This is a genomic window from Allobosea sp. 10L417 (assembly GCF_056395485.1).
Map to the genome: position 1 here is coordinate 887598 of NZ_JBFTJP010000002.1, position 17709 is coordinate 905306.

At 60.7% G+C, this 17709-nt stretch carries 21 protein-coding genes and 2 pseudogenes; 12 read left to right on the forward strand and 11 right to left on the reverse strand.

Going from position 1 to position 17709, the window contains the following annotated elements:
- The first annotated feature begins 46 nt into the window (after nucleotides 1–46).
- From AC1DE3_RS10350 to AC1DE3_RS10370, 5 genes are all read left to right on the forward strand, one after another.
- A complete protein-coding gene (locus tag AC1DE3_RS10350; protein WP_441511515.1) occupies nucleotides 47–520 on the forward strand; it encodes a hypothetical protein in 474 nt (157 codons plus the stop codon).
- Complete coding sequence (locus tag AC1DE3_RS10355; protein WP_441511516.1) at nucleotides 517–1215, forward strand: DUF1028 domain-containing protein; 699 nt, start codon at nucleotides 517–519, stop codon at nucleotides 1213–1215. Before AC1DE3_RS10350 ends, AC1DE3_RS10355 begins: the two co-directional genes overlap by 4 nt.
- Nucleotides 1216–1238: 23 nt before the next feature.
- The gene (locus AC1DE3_RS10360; RefSeq protein ID WP_441511517.1) at nucleotides 1239–1973 is read left to right on the forward strand and encodes a DUF1028 domain-containing protein; all 735 of its coding nucleotides are present in this window, start codon (nucleotides 1239–1241) and stop codon (nucleotides 1971–1973) included.
- Nucleotides 1974–2339: 366 nt separating this feature from the next.
- Nucleotides 2340–2657, forward strand: coding sequence for a helix-turn-helix domain-containing protein (locus tag AC1DE3_RS10365; protein WP_441511518.1), 318 nt, complete (start codon nucleotides 2340–2342; stop codon nucleotides 2655–2657).
- 208 nt (nucleotides 2658–2865) lie between these two features.
- Entirely contained in the window at nucleotides 2866–3264 is a 399-nt protein-coding gene (locus tag AC1DE3_RS10370; RefSeq protein ID WP_441511519.1) for a c-type cytochrome, read from the forward strand.
- A gap of 40 nt (nucleotides 3265–3304) precedes the next feature.
- Here AC1DE3_RS10370 and AC1DE3_RS10375 read toward each other — a convergent pair whose 3' ends face one another.
- Nucleotides 3305–3874: a nitroreductase family protein gene (locus AC1DE3_RS10375; RefSeq protein ID WP_441511520.1), complete on the reverse strand. Its 570-nt coding sequence runs from the start codon at nucleotides 3872–3874 to the stop codon at nucleotides 3305–3307.
- Between the two features lie 536 nt (nucleotides 3875–4410).
- Entirely contained in the window at nucleotides 4411–4647 is a 237-nt protein-coding gene (locus AC1DE3_RS10380) for a ChaB family protein (protein ID WP_441511521.1), read from the reverse strand.
- Nucleotides 4648–4675: 28 nt separating this feature from the next.
- On the opposite strand from AC1DE3_RS10380, the pseudogene AC1DE3_RS10385 reads away from it, so the two are divergent.
- Together AC1DE3_RS10385 and AC1DE3_RS10390 are read left to right on the forward strand one after the other, a co-directional pair.
- A pseudogene (locus AC1DE3_RS10385) lies at nucleotides 4676–4999 on the forward strand (MBL fold metallo-hydrolase); the annotation flags it as partial.
- A 286-nt stretch (nucleotides 5000–5285) separates the two neighbouring features.
- A complete protein-coding gene (locus AC1DE3_RS10390) occupies nucleotides 5286–6851 on the forward strand; it encodes a bifunctional aminoglycoside phosphotransferase/ATP-binding protein (RefSeq protein ID WP_476779710.1) in 1566 nt (521 codons plus the stop codon).
- A gap of 46 nt (nucleotides 6852–6897) precedes the next feature.
- Here AC1DE3_RS10390 and AC1DE3_RS10395 read toward each other — a convergent pair whose 3' ends face one another.
- Together AC1DE3_RS10395 and AC1DE3_RS10400 are read right to left on the reverse strand one after the other, a co-directional pair.
- Nucleotides 6898–8802, reverse strand: coding sequence for a hybrid sensor histidine kinase/response regulator (locus AC1DE3_RS10395; protein ID WP_476852354.1), 1905 nt, complete (start codon nucleotides 8800–8802; stop codon nucleotides 6898–6900).
- Between the two features lie 9 nt (nucleotides 8803–8811).
- Entirely contained in the window at nucleotides 8812–9564 is a 753-nt protein-coding gene (locus tag AC1DE3_RS10400; protein ID WP_476852330.1) for a Crp/Fnr family transcriptional regulator, read from the reverse strand.
- Nucleotides 9565–9702: 138 nt separating this feature from the next.
- Here AC1DE3_RS10400 and AC1DE3_RS10405 point away from each other — a divergent pair, with 138 nt between their 5' ends.
- Nucleotides 9703–10446, forward strand: coding sequence for a response regulator (locus AC1DE3_RS10405; protein ID WP_441511525.1), 744 nt, complete (start codon nucleotides 9703–9705; stop codon nucleotides 10444–10446).
- A 163-nt stretch (nucleotides 10447–10609) separates the two neighbouring features.
- On the opposite strand, the pseudogene AC1DE3_RS10410 reads toward AC1DE3_RS10405, so the two are convergent.
- Together AC1DE3_RS10410 and AC1DE3_RS10415 are read right to left on the reverse strand one after the other, a co-directional pair.
- Nucleotides 10610–10864: pseudogene (locus AC1DE3_RS10410) on the reverse strand (phosphoketolase family protein); the annotation flags it as partial.
- An 85-nt stretch (nucleotides 10865–10949) separates the two neighbouring features.
- Nucleotides 10950–11156, reverse strand: coding sequence for a hypothetical protein (locus AC1DE3_RS10415; RefSeq protein ID WP_476852331.1), 207 nt, complete (start codon nucleotides 11154–11156; stop codon nucleotides 10950–10952).
- Here AC1DE3_RS10415 and AC1DE3_RS10420 point away from each other — a divergent pair.
- A complete protein-coding gene (locus AC1DE3_RS10420) occupies nucleotides 11155–11673 on the forward strand; it encodes an N-acetyltransferase family protein (protein WP_476852332.1) in 519 nt (172 codons plus the stop codon). The genes AC1DE3_RS10415 and AC1DE3_RS10420 overlap by 2 nt on opposite strands.
- A 1157-nt stretch (nucleotides 11674–12830) precedes the next feature.
- On the opposite strand, the gene AC1DE3_RS10425 is transcribed toward AC1DE3_RS10420, so the two are convergent.
- The 4 genes from AC1DE3_RS10425 to AC1DE3_RS10440 all read right to left on the reverse strand — a co-directional run bounded on the left by AC1DE3_RS10425 (nucleotide 12831) and on the right by AC1DE3_RS10440 (nucleotide 15637).
- On the reverse strand, nucleotides 12831–13478 hold the full coding sequence (locus tag AC1DE3_RS10425; protein ID WP_476852333.1) for a BON domain-containing protein: 648 nt from the start codon (nucleotides 13476–13478) through the stop codon (nucleotides 12831–12833).
- A 127-nt stretch (nucleotides 13479–13605) separates the two neighbouring features.
- Nucleotides 13606–14436 (reverse strand): universal stress protein, encoded by an 831-nt coding sequence (locus AC1DE3_RS10430; protein WP_476852334.1) that lies wholly within the window; start codon nucleotides 14434–14436, stop codon nucleotides 13606–13608.
- Nucleotides 14437–14461: 25 nt separating this feature from the next.
- On the reverse strand, nucleotides 14462–14902 hold the full coding sequence (locus AC1DE3_RS10435) for a hypothetical protein (protein WP_476852335.1): 441 nt from the start codon (nucleotides 14900–14902) through the stop codon (nucleotides 14462–14464).
- Nucleotides 14903–15019: 117 nt separating this feature from the next.
- Complete coding sequence (locus tag AC1DE3_RS10440; protein ID WP_476852336.1) at nucleotides 15020–15637, reverse strand: Hsp20/alpha crystallin family protein; 618 nt, start codon at nucleotides 15635–15637, stop codon at nucleotides 15020–15022.
- Nucleotides 15638–16094: 457 nt separating this feature from the next.
- On the opposite strand from AC1DE3_RS10440, the gene AC1DE3_RS10445 reads away from it, so the two are divergent.
- The 3 genes from AC1DE3_RS10445 to AC1DE3_RS10455 all read left to right on the forward strand — a co-directional run bounded on the left by AC1DE3_RS10445 (nucleotide 16095) and on the right by AC1DE3_RS10455 (nucleotide 17374).
- The gene (locus AC1DE3_RS10445; RefSeq protein WP_476795306.1) at nucleotides 16095–16424 is read left to right on the forward strand and encodes a c-type cytochrome; all 330 of its coding nucleotides are present in this window, start codon (nucleotides 16095–16097) and stop codon (nucleotides 16422–16424) included.
- Between the two features lie 182 nt (nucleotides 16425–16606).
- On the forward strand, nucleotides 16607–16936 hold the full coding sequence (locus AC1DE3_RS10450) for a c-type cytochrome (RefSeq protein ID WP_476852355.1): 330 nt from the start codon (nucleotides 16607–16609) through the stop codon (nucleotides 16934–16936).
- Between the two features lie 63 nt (nucleotides 16937–16999).
- Nucleotides 17000–17374, forward strand: a complete 375-nt coding sequence (locus tag AC1DE3_RS10455; RefSeq protein ID WP_441514371.1) for a hypothetical protein — start codon at nucleotides 17000–17002, stop codon at nucleotides 17372–17374.
- Here the strand turns inward: AC1DE3_RS10455 and AC1DE3_RS10460 are convergent.
- Complete coding sequence (locus AC1DE3_RS10460) at nucleotides 17371–17709, reverse strand: DUF4387 domain-containing protein (RefSeq protein ID WP_476795305.1); 339 nt, start codon at nucleotides 17707–17709, stop codon at nucleotides 17371–17373. The two genes, AC1DE3_RS10455 and AC1DE3_RS10460, sit on opposite strands and share 4 nt — an antisense overlap.

Here is a 17709-nt window from a genome sequence, read left to right on the forward strand (position 1 = left end):
CATTTCACTTGCCCGACGCATCGGAATCGCGTTTGGTTGGAGTATGATGAAGCCGAAGAAGATCGCCAGCTCCACCGCCCGCGAGTTCGAGCTGTTCGACGAGCTGATGCCGGTGCGCCGCTATAAGCTGCTGCTGCAGACCTTCCTGAAGCGCCGCGGTTCGGGCGCGCGACAGGCCATCGCCGAGTCGCTCGGGCACACACGCAGCTTCGTCACCCAGATCACCAGCCCGGCCTACGACCTCGCCATCCCCGCGGGACAGGTTCATGCCATCCTCAAGCTCGCGGAGCTGACCGCCGAAGAGGAGCGCATCTTCCTCGAGGCCTATGTCGAGGCGCATCCCGAGCGGGCGACGGAGATCTACGCGGCCTCGCATCGCGCTTTGACGATAGCGCTGCCCGATCTCGGCGATGCGGCAGCGCAAGCCCGGCTCGAGACGTTGATCCGCCGCCTCGCGGAGAGTGCGATCGAGAGCTTCGTCGACGAGGCGCGCATGCGCCAGCCGGGCCGCGCGGCATGAATATCGACCACACGCACAAGGGCACGATGCTGAGCGTGCTCGCGCGGGATCCGGCGGACGGCACCCTCGGCATTGCGTTGGCGTCCAGTTCGATCGCGATCGGTGCGCGATGCCCGCATGTCGAGACGGGGCGCGCTGCCGTGGCAAGCCAGGGGTTCACCAATCTCAAGGTCGGCCCGCTCGCGCTCGACCTCGTGCGCTGCGGGCTTACAGCGGCGGAGGTGCTGGAAGCACTGCGCCAACACGATCGCTGGCTCGACTACCGCCAGATCGGCATCCTCACCGCCGATGGCCAGATCGGCGCCCATACGGGCGCGCGGGCCACGAACTGGGCCGGCCATCGCATCGGCGGCGACCTGCTCATATTGGGCAACGGCCTTTCGCGCGGAGAGGCAGCGTTCGACGCGGCCTTGGCAGGACATGCCGGAAGCGCCGGTTCGCCGATGGCGAACCGGCTGCTCTGCGCGCTGGAGGAGGCCAAGGCTCTCCTTGGCGACGCCTTTCCTGTCAACTCAGCCTCGCTGCTGGTGCGCTCGCCAGGCGCCGAAAGCCAAATCGATCTTCGGGCCGACCTGCCCGGCCGCCCGATCGACGAGGGCGGCAGCGGACTCGCCGATCTCAGGCGGCTCTATGAAGAGTATCTGCCGCTGGTCGACATCTATGCAGCGCGTTCCGTAGCGCCACGACCCTTCTGACATCGAACCCGGGACGTCCTTTCATGACCTTCACCATCGTCGCCCGTTGTCCGGAGACCGAGCACCTCGGTGTTTGTCTCGCCACCAGTCCGCTCGGCGTCGCCTCGCGCTGCCCGCATGTGCGCGGCGGCGTGGCCGCGATCTCTTCCCAATGCCACTCCGACTGGCGCCACGGGCTGACGGGGCTCGACCTTGCCGCCCGGGGCTGGAGTCCCGAGGACATCCTCAGCGCCATCCGCCAGAAGGATCGCTTCTACGATTACCGCCAGATCGGCATCGTTACTGCGGAGGGTCGCGCTGCCGCGCACAGTCCCTCGAAGGGTTCGGACTGGACCGGGCATCGTGTCGGCGACGGCTTCGTCGCCATGGGTAACGGGCTGGTCGGGCCGAGGGTTGTCGATGCGATCTTCGACTGCTTCGTGGCGAGCGGCGGCATGCCATTCTTCGAGCGGCTCGTGACGGCGATCGAGGCAGGCGGGGCGGCGGGCGGCGAGCTGATCGGTCACAAATCATCCGGCATCATCGCTTGCGCACCGGGCGTGGACAGGCCCCTGATCGATCTTCGCATCGACATGGCCAATCCGCTTCCGGAGGAGGGCGGCGATGCGATCCGCGACTTGAGGCGCGTCTTCGACGCCTATGAACCATTGGTGCCGTACTATGCCGAGCATTGGCTCGACAATCCTGAGGTCTCCTACAGCGCTTATCTGGCCATGCCTTCAGCGGAGCGGGAAAGGCTGTCGGCGACGGGGCGATAGCGGTACGCGCCAGAGGCGGACTCTAGCTCCTCGTCCGAAACCGGGCCTTCGCGGTGCGGGACGCGATGTGCGTCGCGCGCAGTTGAAGAGGCAGAATTCGCGCCCACAAACACGACGGCGGCAGCCAAAATACCAGCGGCCGTCGGGCGTAGTGCCGGGGCCGGCTAAATTGCGGCAGCCCAGCTCGCTCAGGCGCTGCCTCTCTGTATAACAGCATAATCTACATTCTTGATCGTCGCATCGATCGGCGAGCCCTCGATGCGGGAGATCAGCATGTCAGCGGCCGCCCACCCCATCTGCGCCGGCTTCACGATTCCGCGAAATCCATCGCGGACGGTTGAAATGGTTGCGGCGTAGGAGGGCGTGATGCCGGATGATCACGCGCCCTCGAGGCCGCAAGAACTCCATGCCGATTTCGAACAAAATGTTCGGATTATAACTCGCGATATGGTTGCCGGCCGGTTGGTAATTGCAGCTCGCGGACTCCTCGGTTGGGAGCAGGCCGAGCTTGCCGGGAGGGCGGGCATCCGTCGGCAGACGCTTGCGGAGATGGAAGGTGATGTTCGGCGCCAGCAGGTCCGCGTTCGTAACGCCATTCTTGGGGTGTTGGAAGCCGAAGGAGTTCGCTTCGCAGAGGTGGGGGGAGCTTGCGGCGTCCTGAATGCCGGAGCCGGCAAACCATGATGCCTTCGATCCGTTGATTGCGCCTACACTTTTGCCTTTGCCGGTGACGCCCGGCGACGCTCCTTGCCTCCGAAAGTTCGCGGTTTTTGACCTTCGTCAAGGCCGAGCGGGCATTTCCGTGCGTCATATTGCTTCTCATGTCCGCATGGCTTGCGGGAGATAGCCCGTCCCTCGTCAGCCGGCACGAAGGCAAGGTTGGGACCGCGTCATGGCACAGAAAGCGATCAAACTCGCGGGGTTCGCGTTCTTCGTCCTGTTCGTATCGGGAGCTCATTTTCCTCTTCAAGCCGACGCGGATGAAGCAGGGAAGGCAGAATACGACAGCAGATGCGCGAGCTGCCATGGGCGAGGCGGCGCCGGCGATGGCGTGGTCGCTCCCGCCCTGAGAACCAAGCCTTCCGACCTGCGGAGGCTAACGCGGAATAACGGTGGTGTGTTTCCTGAACGTTTTCTTGTGAACGTTATAGATGGTCGGAAGTCGCTTCGCGCTCATGGCAATTATGAGATGCCGGTTTGGGGACGCGATTTGTCCAATGGTAATGCGGAAACATCGGAATCCGCAAATATTAAATCAATCGTCGATTATCTTAAAAGCATACAACAGTGAGCCCATAGAGAGTGGATTGGTTTCAATCCATTGAGATATTTCAAATCTCAATCTTGCTTCCGATCCATCGAGTGCGAGCGGGTGTTCTCGGAACGGCTGCGGCTTTCTCCGACGGGTAGCCTATGATGATTGGAGCGATCGGCATGAACCCAGCCGGGAGCTCGATGGCGCGCCTGCCATCTTCCGTTTCAAGCCAGCGCTGCGCGAGACCGCTCCAGCATGAGCCGAGTCCGAATGCATGAGCGGCCAGCATGAGGTTCTCCGCAGCAAGCGTTCCATCTTCGACCGCCCATTCTCCAGTTCGCGCCGAGACAACGATCAAGGCCGGCGCGTGATAGAGAATGTTGAAATTGGGATCGTGCATGTGAGCGTGAATTGATCGTGGCGGAGCGCGTTCAGCAACGTTGCTCATCAGTTCCTTCGCTGCTCCTGCAATCCGGTCCAGTCGCTCGTACTCCTGGATGATCGCGAAATCACAAGGCTGCTCATTGATCGCGCTTGGAGCTTGGATCGCCGCATCGATCTGGCGCTCGATGACCGGCCTGGATACCGGCTGGGGGGAAAATGCGCGGGTCGCCCGTCGACCATTTAGGGCTTCGAAGAATTCCATGGCGTTCTCCTCCCTGCCGCCAGAATTGAGCAAGTTGGGGCGCTAACCTTGATCCGGATCAATAAGCCATCGATCTTGAGTTCGTTGCGCCGAGTCCGGACCGCCTTATCTTCGAGTTCGGGCATTCAGCCGCGGGCAAGCTGAGGCGTGTGCTGATCGATCGGCAGTCGCTTCAATATCGCGACCTTAAGCGCATCGAGGACCGGGCCGAAGCGAGCGCTGGCCATTGCTCGGCACGAGCATGCTTCCAGGCTCGTCGAACCGGACATGAGACCTGACGTTCGGGAGCCGGGCAGGGAGCAAGGCCCGCTGGACATGGAGTTCGCGGCTTGCCCTCGCCGGTTGATTCATGGCGCCCCTGCCTGGCTGAATCGTGATTGCGCTCTATGGAACCAGATCCAGGCAAGCTGACCCTTGATGGCTGTCACGCCGGGAACATTTTCGGCGGCGATGCGGGCGAGTACCTCACGCGTTCATCGAATATCACGCCCGAGAGCGCCGCAATTTCCGAAACGATCTCCCAAGAAATCCGTCGACTATGGTCGTTTCGCCGAGACGGCGTGGTCACCGAGGAGAACCCAATGATCGCCATCTTTCGCGTAGGAGCGCTTGACCGCGGCCCAGGCGATGCGGTGGGCGATTTCCTCGCGTTCGGCATCGGCAGCATGGGAAGCAAAGGCATGGTTGAAGGTTGCGCGGTAGATATCCTGAGCATGCTCGGGCAGATGACCGCGCACCGTTGGCGGCAGGTCCATGTTAGCGGCATAGGGCATGGAGAAGTCCTCCGACTGCGACGCTGCGCTGATGAAGACAGGCAGCATCCCGACGGCGCCGATATTCGTCGATTCACCGCTTGCGACCAAGGCGAGCGGGGTCTTCGAGAAACACGCGGGCGACATGGCCAACGGTGACGCCTTGCTCGAGGCCTTGCAGGATCGCCAAGTCCGGTTCACGGAATCCGTCGAGCAAAGCAAGGCCATCGACCGCTTCCGCGGCTTTCATATCGTGATCGCAGCAAGCGGCATGTGCGATGCGGGACGCATACGGCATCATTTGAAGGAATGGCTGTGGCGCGGTACCGCGACGATCCTGTTCGTCGGCTTCCAAGCGCAGGGGACGCTCGGTACGGAAGGCTCTCATGTCCGAGTGAGCTTTGGCCGCTCTATGGCAGCCGATCGGCGGGATTGTCTTAGCGGGACATAACTTCGCGAATGAGACTGATGAAGGTCCGCAGACGCAGCCCGTCGGCAGTCCTTGATCATCGTCAAGGAGGAAGCCCAGTTCCTAAAGCGACGCGATTGCGATGGGCTGGTTCCGCCTACGTTTCGGAGATGCGAAGAGGCCTGCTTGACGAGTATCAAGGAGATTTCTCTGGGCGGCACGATAGTGGTTCTTCGTCCGGAGACTCGTCATGCAGATGACCAGCCAGAATGAAACGATCTGCTTCCTCGGTTCATGCGACACTTTCGGCGGTGGAGCGGAGTGGATGGAACTGATCTCCACCCACATTTCGGTCGTCTTGCTGATAGGATCCCGCGCCCTCAAGCTGAAACGCGCGGTCAAGCTCGCCTACGTGGATCTATCGACGCCGGAACGGCGGTTGGCGATGTGCGAGCAAGAACTGATGCTGAACCGTCGGACGGCTCCGGGTCTCTATCGCGCGGTCCATCGCATTACGCGCGAACGAAACGGCGAGCTCGCGTTGAACGGCCTCGGAGAGCTGGTCGACGCCGTTCTGGAAATGGAACGCTTAATTGACACCTTCCTCTTCGATCGAATGGCGCAACGGGACCGTTTGATCACGTCCGACATCTCTGAGCTCGCGGGCGCGATCGCTCGATTCCATCGAGCAGCGCCCGTCTCGTCGGATGCCGAGGGGGCCAAGCGGATGGAGCGCGTACTTGCTGTCAATGAGCGAGCTTTCGCCGATGCGGATATTCTCTCGCGCAGCCAAATCGAACCCGTCGTGACGGGCTGTCGGGAAGCGCTCGCGCGTCATGCGGGCTTGCTGGACCAGAGGGCTCGCGAGGGAAAGGTCCGGCGCGGGCATGGCGACCTGCATCTGCGCAACATCTGTCTGTCCGGGGGCAAACCGTTGCTCTTCGATTGCCTCGAGTTCGATGAGGACCTGGCGACCGTGGATGTTCTCTATGATCTCGCGTTCGTTCTCATGGACCTCTGGCACCGCAAGCTTGAAGCGCTCGCGAACGTCCTTTTCAATCGCTATCTCGACGCCTTTGACGACGAACTTGGAATCCGACTGCTGCCATTCTTCATGGCGGTCAGAGCGGCGGTCCGCGCTCATGTCGTTGCGGTCAACAGTGGGAGACCGGAGTCCGACCGGTTGAGCGAGGCGAGAGGCTATCTCGACCTTTGCCGCCGCCTGCTACGAGCCGGAACTCCTCTGCTGGCCGCCGTGGGCGGCTATTCAGGTTCGGGGAAGTCAACGCTTGCAGCGAGGCTCGCGCCAATGCTGGGGCCGCCTCCAGGCGCCCGCATAGCCGCGACGGATCGCATTCGAAAAAAGCTGTATGGCGTTCCGGTAGAGACCCGACTACCGACGGATGCCTATAGTGCGGATGTCTCCGTTCGAAGCTACTCGGCTATGATGCAGACAGCGGATATGGCGTTGATGCAGGGTCATGCCGCCATCGCCGACGCCGTGTTCGACCACCGGATCGATCGCGAGCGGATCGGGGAGGTGGCTCGACGTGCCGGGGTGCCTTTTTGCGGGCTTTGGCTCCAGGCATCGCGAGAGATGCTTTTGGAGCGCGTCTCGGCGCGCCGTGGTGATCCATCCGATGCCACGCCCAGCGTCGTAATCGATCAGATTTCCCGGCATGGGGCTGCGACGGAATGGACGAGAATCGCGGCACAGGAGAACATCGGCATCGTCGCCACGGCCGCTTTTGCAGCGATCGGGTTACACACTGGAGCCGCGGCGGTTTGGCCAGTCCAATCTATGCGCGACCAGTGACACGCGCGGTGTAGGCATAGGCTTGCCGTCGTGCTTGCGTGGAACTTCAGTCGAGCAGCATGCGCAGGCGCGTGGCCAGCTCCCGCGCAGTATATGGTTTCTTGAGCCAGCTTCCTTCCGCGAGCTCGCGTCCGGCGAGGCTGGGTTCGGCATAGCCGGATGTGAAGAGGACCTTCAGGCCCGGGCGAAGAAGGCGAGCTTCCCTGGCAAGTTCATCGCCGAACATGCCTCCGGGCATGATAATGTCGGTGAAAAGTAGTCGAATTTCTGGGTGCTCGGCAATCAGCGACAGCGCTTCCTTGCCGTCGGCTGCCTGGATGACGCGATATCCTTCCTCTTCGAGGCGCGCGATGACGACCTTTCGTACGCGGGCATCGTCCTCGACCACGAGGATACATTCGTCCGCGCGCGGCTTAACGGCAGGAACCGGATCGATGTTGCTCGTATCGGCAACGCGTTCCGGATTGGCGGCGGGAAGAAACAATCGGACGGTCGTTCCCTCGTTGAGTTCGCTGTACAGTTGGATGTGGCCGCCGGATTGACGTGCGAAGCCGTAGACCATGCTGAGTCCGAGCCCCGTCCCGGCGCCCACACCTTTCGTGGTGAAGAAGGGGTCGAATGCGCGTTGCTTGACCTCTTCCGTCATCCCGACTCCGGTATCGGAGACGCTGATAAGAACGTAGTCGCCCAGCCGAACCTGCGGGTACATCCGGACATAGTCGGGATCGAGGTGAATTCGCGCGGTCTCAACCTTGAGGCGTCCGCCGCGCGGCATCGCGTCCCGGGCATTGAGAGCAAGGTTCAGCAGTGCATTCTGCAACTGGGTCGTGTCGACGAGCGCCGTCAGAGAATGGCCGGTGGCGACGGTCTGCAATTCGATGGTTTCGCCAAGAGTTCTCCGCAGCAGCTCGGCGAACGTCGACACGAGCTGCTCTATATCCGTGAGTTTTGCATTGAGGGCTTGCCGCCGGCCGAAGGCGAGAAGTTGGCCCGTGAGTTTGGCTCCATCATCGGCCGCTCCCTGTGCCTCGCGTAGCAGGTCTCGCAATCGGCCGTCTTCGAGACGTCGTTCGATCATCTCCAGGTTCCCGCTGATCACCGTCAGCAGGTTGTTGAAGTCGTGCGCGATCCCCCCGGTGAGCTGACCGATGGCCTCCATCTTCTGGGATTGGCGCAATTCCTCCTCCATCCGGTGTCGGCTGGTCAGATCGCGGACGAAGCCGGTAAAAATGCGCTTGCCGCTAGCTTCGGCTTCCCCAACTGCGAGTTCCATTGGAAATGTCGTTCCGTCCTTGCGTTGGCCGGAGACTACGCGCCCAAACCCGATGATTCGCCGTTCGCCGGTCGTGAGGTAGCGATTGATGTATCCGTCATGCCGCCTCCGATCGGGATCGGGCATGAGGACCTTGACGTTCTGCCCGCAGACTTCGTCGGCCATGTAGCCGAACAGCCTCTCCGCGGCCTTGCTGAAGGACATCACGATACCGGCTTCGTCGATCACCACCATGGCTTCCGGCACTGTTTCGAGGATGGAGAGCAGGTGCGACTGGCGAGAGGCAAGGGCGGTCTGCGCGTTTTTCAGGTCGCTGATGTCGATATTGGTTGCAAGGACGATCAGGTCGCCGGGGGACTGCCCGGTTACGATCACCCATCGGCTGACCACGGATATCGAGCGTCCGTCCCTGTGGCGCTGGGTCAGCTCTCCCTTCCAGGTTCCGTCCCGGCGCAATTCCGCGAGGATTTCATCGAGGGGCTGCGGAAATTCCGTCCTGAGGAGCTGGCGGACATTCCGACCGAGTGCCTCCCGGCTGGTCCAACCGTAGAGATCCTCGCAGCCACCGCTCCAACGAATTATCGTGCCGTCGAACTCATAGACCAGGATATTGGCGTCATCGAGAACCTGATCCAGGCTCCGCTGACTGATGGCCCTTGGCCCGCGCACTACCGTCATGGTCACCCGTCAATGCGTTCGCGTGGTCTGTTGGCGGGGAGGTTTGCGGTGCAGATCATCGTGTTCGTCTCCGCCATCGGCAAGGCTCCTCAAGAGTGCCGGCTTGCGAATCGTAAACCGATAGCGCGCGATGGACTGAATGACCCCCCGCTTGATCAGATTCGTCATCGTTCTCGATACTGTTTCGATCGTGAGGCCGAGATAGTCTGCCATGTCGACGCGGCTGATCGGGATTTCGATCTCGGTGGCCGGGTCGTCGTCGTTGCCTGCACGTCTCGCGAGCATGACCAGGAGATCGCACACGCGCTCTTCGGCCTTCTTGCGTGCCAGCAGCACCAGTCTTGCCTGCGCACTCGCCATCTCCTGGCACAGCCAGTTGATGAATTGGGGGCGCAATTGTTCGGAGCTGTCGACCGCCTGCTGAAAGCGATTCCGATTCAAACGCCGGAGTTTCACCTCTCCGACGGCCTCGGCGTCACCGAGAAAGTGTTCGGCCGGAGAAAGGCCGAAGATTTCGCCGGGATAGAAGAACCCCGTGATGACGCGACTGCCATCGCTGAGAATCTTGGAAACGCGGACGAGCCCGGCCACGATCTTGAAGACGTGCATCGCTGGATCGCCGTCCCGGCAAACGGTCTGGCCACGCCCGAACGTTTCGAGAGGCTGCTGGCTGAAGAGGCCTAACAATCCGGGTTTCGGTTCGCTGTTTGTGACGATGGGCAATGGGGAAGGAAAATTGGACGCCGCATTCACGATGAGCATAGCGCTATCCTCCGCTTCGATCTGGCGACGGGAGGAAAGCGGCGACGCATGGCGCCGCCAAGATCTGCGTGTTAGCGTGCGTCTAAAATTGTTACGGATTGTAACATCCGATCCGTCGTCCAATCGGTGCAACCCGCGATGGCCGAGCCGACAACCCGAGCCGCCCATGTTCTGGTCGTGGACGACGATCCCCGTATCCGCCAGATGCTGATCCGCTACTTCGAGGAGGAAGGATACCATGTCAGTGCGGTGGCCGACGGACGCGGAATGAGAGACGCGCTACAGCGCAACGCGATCGACATCGTCCTGCTGGACCTGATCCTCGGCAACGGAGAGGACGGACTGATGCTCGCCCGAGAGATCCGCGGCAAGTCGGATGTACCCATCATCATGCTGACAGGGCGGGATGACGTCGTGGACAGGATCGTCGGGCTGGAAATGGGGGCGGATGACTACATTGCAAAGCCGTTCCACCTGCGAGAAGTCTTGGCGAGGTTGCGCACGGTATTGCGCCGACACCATCCGCTCCCGGTGCAAGCGGTCGATGGTGAAGGCGCAGAAGTCATTCGATTCAATGGATGGATTCTCGATCCTCAGGAGCGCCGTCTTGTCACCCCGGAGGGGTCGGATGTTGCGCTGACGACGGGAGAATTCAATATTCTCCTCGTGATGGCCAAGCATCCCGGCCGCGTTTTCTCTCGCGATACGTTGATGAATTTGACGAAAGGCCGAAATTACGAAGCTTTCGACCGGGCGATCGACGCGCAGATCTCGCGCCTGCGCAGGAAGATCGAGCTGGGCAAAAATCCGACGGTCCTGATCAAATCCGTTCGCGGAGTGGGATACGTCTTCACCGGGCAGCGTTCGGTCGACGCGACGTAAATTATCAAGCTGGCGCGGAGCGAAGTTCACGAAAGCCACTTTAGATTGGTCAAGGGGATGCGAGCTCGGGTCGGACGCCCGGCAACCTTCACCGGGCCGGGGACCACTGCCAATCGCTCACCTCCGGCATGTCAACACCGTGCTGGCGGATATAGCGCCCGTGCTCGATCAGCGTGCTCGCCACCACACCCGGCGCGCCATGCCCCGGCCCGGCAAGGAAGAGGATGTCGAGATTTCGGGCGCTTATGATGCGATTTAGGTGCAAATAGATAAAGTTCAGACCGGGGGTCGTGCCCCAATGGCCGAGCAACCGTGGCTTGATGTGCTCGATCTCCAGAGGCTCGCGCAGCAGTGGGTTATCCGACAGGTAAATTTGCGCGACCGAGAGATAGTTAGCGGCCCGCCACCACGCCTGCATCAACGCGATCTCCCCGGAACCCAGAGCCGAGTGCGTCACGGTATCGATGTCCCCAAAGGTCATTGCCGTGCTCCATCAAGGGGCTTCAGAAGAGAAATCGATACGACCGCGCCAACGCCATCCGCTTTGATTTTAAGCAAAGCGGATCCGTCACTCGGAGAGTACGAAAGGGCAGATCCGCGCAGGGATGATCGACCATCATCGTGGCGTCGATCTGTTCGTGGTCCGCCAGAAATGCCGAGCCGCCGAATTCCGTATTCTCGATCGCCCAGCGATTGGAGGGAAATCTCATGATGACCGACGTTTTGAGCCGCTACCTCGACACGCGAGCGGGTTTCCGGTTTCTCGTAAGGCCCGCCCGCCCCGACGACGAAGCGGGACTGGCCGAATTCTTCCGGCACGTGTCGCCCGAGGATCTGCGCTTTCGCTTTCTGACCACGGTCAAGGAGGTCGGACATGATCGCTTGGCGGCCATGACGAAGCTCGAGGACAGGCAGACCGAAAACTTCATCGCCTTCACCGATGACGGGAAGAAGATCATCGCCGCCGGCATGCTCGCTTGCGACGCCGACTTGGAGAAAGGGGAGGTCGCGATCTCGATCCGACGCGAATATAAGCATAGAGGCGTGGGCTGGGAGCTGCTAAGGCACATTTGCAAGTTCGCTGAAAATAAGGGCGTGAAGGCCGTCGAATCTCTCGAGGATCGACAAAATCACGAAGCAATCGAGATCGAGATCGAGCAGGGGTTCGAGGTTGATGAATGCCCCGACGATGTTCGTCTTGTCGTGCTCAGAAAGAAATTCAAGTAATCTTGGACAGGGGCGGTGGCCGAAAGTCCCAGCTCTAGGCAGCAACCCGCCGACCTGATGGGGTCCGTTTGGTAGCATCCGGATCCCTTTGACGGTGCGTGAGCAATTGGAGGTCGTTGAGGAACGGAAGGGTGTGCGCGCCGGGCTCGTTGGCTAGGAGACGTCCCCGAGGAGCCCCTCGCTCCGCTCCGGCGAATTCGGCAACGGGAGGGAAGGTTGTCGAAGCGTTCGCCGTCGAATGCGATCTGGACACGGAGCGCTTTCGTTGCAGGACCGAAGTCGAGAGCGAATGCCGCGCGGCAGCGGTCGAATCCACCGATCTCCGGAGATCGACCGGGTGCGATCCTGGCAGCGCAATTCGCACTGCTCAATCATCTCGAGACGATGCTATCCGGCAAGGTCGCTTGAGCCGCCGGTATCGGGCGGCTTGCTATCTGCTTTTGCAATACTTGCGTTGAAATGGGATAATGTTGGACGGTGCTTTTCGGTTTTGTGTCTTAAGCAATTCCGTCAGCGCGTCTTCAATATATTTTCGAAGATGATTATCGATTGAGGATTGACCCATGATACAGAAATACGCGCTCAACAGAAGTGTGTTGCATTGATCGTAGTCCGATTTTGTATCCTGGTTGCCTTTCATAATCGACCTCACGCGTCGCATGACGTTAACATTATAGCCGAGACGGATGAACGCTGCCCAACGTGTTTGGCTGTGACTGTCCTTTGATGTCGAGCAAAGCGGATTGCAGCGGGGCAATGCCGAGGGCACGAATTCAGCCGGATCTCTTGAGATCCCTCATGGCCGAACGGCCCTCTTGCTTGGCAGGGAACTCTCTCACCAAGTTCGCGGACGGCAATCAGGCGGTTTCGGGTGGCGGCCTGGCCTCCTATCTCGCTTCTCCTGCAAAGGGCCGCCCCGCAGCGTGTCGATCCGCTCGATTTTTCCGCTGGGCCAAATCCGAAGAACGCTCCCGTCGTCGCGCATCAGGTAGGCCGGAATCGAAGCGGAGTGCGTTCGCCGAACGCTTCGCACTTCGCTTATCGTCAGCCGGGTCGCAGGCATGATCGCTCCTTGCCATCAATCAGCCTTGGAGACTGTTCAAAGGGACCGGCCGAGACGCCCATCTCAGCCGGTCTGACGCTTTTTGGGAGGCTCCTCAGGCGACCGCGAGATGATCCACGACGATATTGACGCCAGGGGCCGCCCAGGCGGCTCGCTCGGCGAGCACGCGTTCGTGCCAGGCACTCACCTTTCCCTCGAGGGTCACACGACCGCCCGATACGAGCACGCGGATCTGGTTCGCCTCGAGTTCCGCGTTGCGTTTCAACGCGTCCTCGATCCGATGCTTGATGTCACCGGCTTGGACGGCGGGCTTGATGACGATGTTGTTGGTGATCCCGATCACGCCCGACAGCTTCCGAACGGCGGATTCTGCGGCGCTGCTTTGGAAGTACCAGGCAACCTCGCCGGTCAGGGTGACCCCGCCCTTCTGGACCTTGAGCTGGACCTTGCCGTTGGGAATGGTGGTGTCCCATTCGATGATCTTGAGCGCCCGCTGCGCGATTTCGTCATCATTGGACTTCTGATGTGACGGCCAGCGGACTTCGATCTCCTGCGCGATGGCTCGGACGCCTTTCACCCGTTGGACGACACGCTCTGCCATCAACTTCTCGGCGAAGCTGCCGACATGCCCGGATAAAGTGACGACGCCGTGGTCGGCGGCGACGCCGATATGCGCCGCATTGACGCTGGGTTCGAATTCCAGCTCGTTCAGCACGCTTTCGCGAAGTGATAGATCACTCATGGCGACCTCCTGCGTTTCGATATGATTGGTATTCTAAAGTGTCGTACCAAATTGAATTTGATTATTATCAATTTACAAATATATTTCTCTTTACCGTCCGTATTGGTCGAGTAATTTTGCTTCAAATTCAATGAGACATAAAAAGGGGGACGGGCGAATTTTTGAGAAGATCGCCCGTAACACCTCCGAAAATCCATTCAAACGTGCGGTAGTGCCCGTAAGCGCCCGATACTATCAGGTCGCTACCCTCCTCCAACGCAGCATCCACGATGGCATCGGCGCAGGAGCCGGATCCCGACGCACGGATCAAATGCCGAGCGGTGACCCCATGTCGTGCCAGATGCGTGCAGACATCCTCTGTGCCCTTGACACTTGTTTCCTCCCCAACAGAAAGAACAGTCACGGTTTCAGCGCGTTGGAGAAATGGCAGAGCATCAAGCACGGCGCGCCGCGCTTCCCGCGTATCCTTCCAGGTGACGATGATGCTACGGGCCAGAACTTCTCGGCTGTCGTGCGGGACGACGAGTACAGGCCGCCCCAGTCCCAACACGGCATCGCCTGGGTCGATCGTCATGAGGCGGCGGGAAGTGCCCGAAGATGACCTTGTGACGATGATGAGATCGACCGCTCGTGCTTGGCTGGCGATGAAGTCCAGCGGGCTTTGAACATTGCTACGCCATTCAATATCGGAAAGATGGCTGGCACCGCGTCTGAAATTTGCCTCTGCCTGCGCCAAGTCTTCTAAGGCCGCGTTGCGCGCGTTCTCGATAAGGATCGAGCGTGCCGTCGCTAGACCATCTTCGAGATAAGGAAGCGTTGCCTCTTCGGCGGCTATGCCGATCAGGTGGCTGCCGAAACGGGACGCGAGCGAAGCGGCCAGCGCAACACGATTTTCAGCGCTGCTCGACAGCCCAACGCAAACCATGATGCTTGCGAAATTTCGAATTGTCGAAGCCATCGCAAGGGCCTTTCGAATGCGGCTGTCAGGCCGAACGGCGGTGCAGCGCGGAGGCGCAGATTGGCTTCTCAATCCGCGTAGGCGGTGGTTTCAGTTTCAGGGAGGCAACTCGAAACGGCAGTAGCTCCCCATCGTCGGCTTCTCTGATTGAGATATGATCGCCCGCTCCAAAGCGGTGCCCTTCAATCCTATAGCCAGGTTCGTCGTCTGCCGTGCTGGTATCGTCGTCGGCGATGCTCCATGTCGCGCCGCCTGACCCGTCGGCCCGGTGCATCAGCCAGCCGTAGCGGTCGGATTCGCCGGTCCAGAAGCGCCGCACGCGGCACTTTTCGCGGCTCCGTCTCCAAGCTTTCGCGTCGAGATGCAGTGTCGAGTCGAGTGGGGCATGAATCTCATAGCCGCAGCCCGGGTGACCGTCGGGATAGCTGGCGGTGCGCGCGAGATGGAGTGTTACGTGATACAGCATGGGACTTCTCACGATCGAATACTGTCAATTTCAAACGTTTCGGCATCTCGGGCCGGCGCCGAGCGCTAGCTGATCTATCCGCGGCTAGGCCGCGCCGGCCCGCACTGTCCGGAGCAGTCAGGCTGCCTTGACGGGGATGAGCTGTTCTTTCGGCTGCCCTTGCGCCTGTCGCGGGATTGCGATGCTCAGGACGCCGTTGGCAAACCGAGCATCAATCTTGTCGCTGACGATGTCGTCCGGCAGCCGGAACGATCGGACAAACGAGCCGTAGCGACGCTCGGAGACATAAGCGTCCTGATCCTTGCGCTCCTTCTCGCTCTTCTTCTCTCCGCTGATGGTCAGGAGCCCGTCCGCGAACTTGACCTGAACATCAGCCGGAGCGATGCCCGGAAGCTCCGCAGTGATATTGTAGAACTCGGCTGTTTTGGAAACGTCGACAGCAGGAACGCTCCCCAAGCGTTCGAAGCGGGGTAGCGACAGATCGAAGGACAGTGGAGCTGCAAAGGGCCTGCCAGAGCGGATGCCAAAATTGTCGAATAGTCGATCCATCTCGCTCCACAAGCGATCGAATCCAGTCATCTCGGATTGGCGGGAGATAGGCTCGTGCGTTCCGCCTGCAACGGGGAGCTTGGTTGCTGCATCTGCCATAATAGCCTCCTGTGAGACATGGCGGGCGGCGTCACCCAGCATCCTTGCGGTCATGCCGCCCGATCGAAGCCCGGCGAATTGAGCCAAGGCTGATCCTCAAACGGTACACGCACCGTTGTTTGCCACCTTGAGAAAAATCAAAATTGCAGGCCGACAGAGCTTGGTCCGAGGCGKGGGGGCCGCGGGGCATTGTGCTGCGCCCAAGTTGCCAGCAGGGCCTGCCGTTCTAGCGCGATAAGCACACCCTGGCGCATTGTAGGCCAACTGAAGCTGAAGGATGCTGCGTCAGGGCTCGTATGGAAAAATTGCCCGGTGGGATGCTATAACCGTCTTGTGTTGGGGGATTTATAGTTTGCAGCTCGCGTGAGCCGGATCGGTACCGTTCCAGGATGCTGCGTCGCGATCCGATGGCTTGCAGAGGCAGTTTCAAAGAGCACCATCTCCACCAATGGGATCTAAGGACGGCCAGAAAATCAGCGCGCTGTTGGCGATCTGGCCATCCGCCGTTCTATCCAATAAAATTGGCGCGAAGGAGGGTCTGATAATGGCACGCCTTCGGAGCTTTGCGGTTGGTGCCGCCCTTTCGATTGTGCCGGCAAGCTTGAGCGCACAACAGGTGGGAGACGCGCAGAAGGGATTGGCGTTCGCGCGGGAGGCCTGCGCTGCTTGTCATGCCGTGGAGCGCGGGCAACCATCTTCTCCCAATACGAAGGCGCCGCCCTTCGCCGCGATCGCGAACACACGCGCCACGACGGGGATGGCATTGTATGCGTTCCTCCAGACGTCACACCCTACAATGCCGAACCTGATCTTGGAGACAGACGAAATCGCAAATGTCGTCGCGTACATCCTCAGCTTGAAGAGCGAACAGTGACTGTCGATCGCAGAAACGCGTTGGGAGCGTGTCGAATTTGCAAGAGGGCCCGACCACTAGATGGCAGGGCGGCCTTCCGGCGCTGGTTAGCTGCCTCGGTGAGTTCCTGGCTGCCGTGAGGTCATTGCCGGCGTGAAGCTTGCCGACGAGCTGGTGACCGGAACTTGAGCGAGGGTGCGATTATGGCAACAACACGTGGATGTAGCGCTTACTTGGGCGTCGTTGCAGTTGCGCTCCTGGCACCCGCCGGCGGCGCGGCCTCCGCGGATAGCGCCAAAGGACAGCGGATTGCCGAGCGCTGGTGCGCTGAATGTCACGTTGTTGCGCCGGGGCAACGACGAGCATCTGACGCTGTCCCGACTTTCGCTCAGATTGGTAGATCGGGGCGCTTCAACGAAGCGACGCTTGCAGCGTTCCTTGGCGACCCACATCGTTCGCGCATGCCGGACCTCTCACTCACGCGTTCCGAGATTGCTGATCTTATTGCTTACATCGAGCGCCAGGCGCGCTAACCGCTAGGGCCTATTCACCTGTTACGACCGGCGCCTAGGATTCGTGGACAGGTGGCCCACGGAGTGCGTCAACACCACGTATATGCCGAACTGGAGCGTCTAGGTTACGATGCGGAATGGAGGGCCATCGAGGGACCCGACTTCGGACTGGCCCAGAATCGTCGCTGCGCGATCCTTGTCGCGCTGCGCCGCGGCTTGGTGCAGGCGAAAGCGGCCGGGGCCAATCGCGGCAGCGCGCCGAGCGCCAGAAGAACTTCTTCGAGAGGCTGTTCGGGCTCTGAGGCTCAGTCATCCAGCCTAGGGCCAAGCTCATTGTTTTCACGGGTCGCGTCTAGGCTGCGCCAAGTCCGGACATTGGCGCCTCGCCCGGAAGCGGGCGTTGCGCCTCATTCGCCGAGGAGCCAGCGGCATCGTGGTGCCGCTGGCTCCAAGTTCTAGCTTGCAGCAGGCTCGGGAATCGGAACGTCGATCAGCGGCGCGTAATGCTGGCTGCCGAACAAGTCGCCGTCACCGAGCGTGCCGCTGCCGCTCTCGCGTGCGATGGTGAACTTGATGGCGAAGGCCGGGTCGAACTCCACATGGTCGGTTAGTCGCGCGCGGTCGATGCCGAAGACACGGCAGACCGCCGCGGGCGACAGCGCGCCGCTCGCCCTGACATGGTCGTAGCTCGCGCGGTCCGGGAAGATCACGTCGAAGGTGATGTGATCGACGCCGGCATTCTTGCTGCGGATCGTCTTGGCGATCGCTGAGAGGGGACGGCTCGCGGGGCTCAT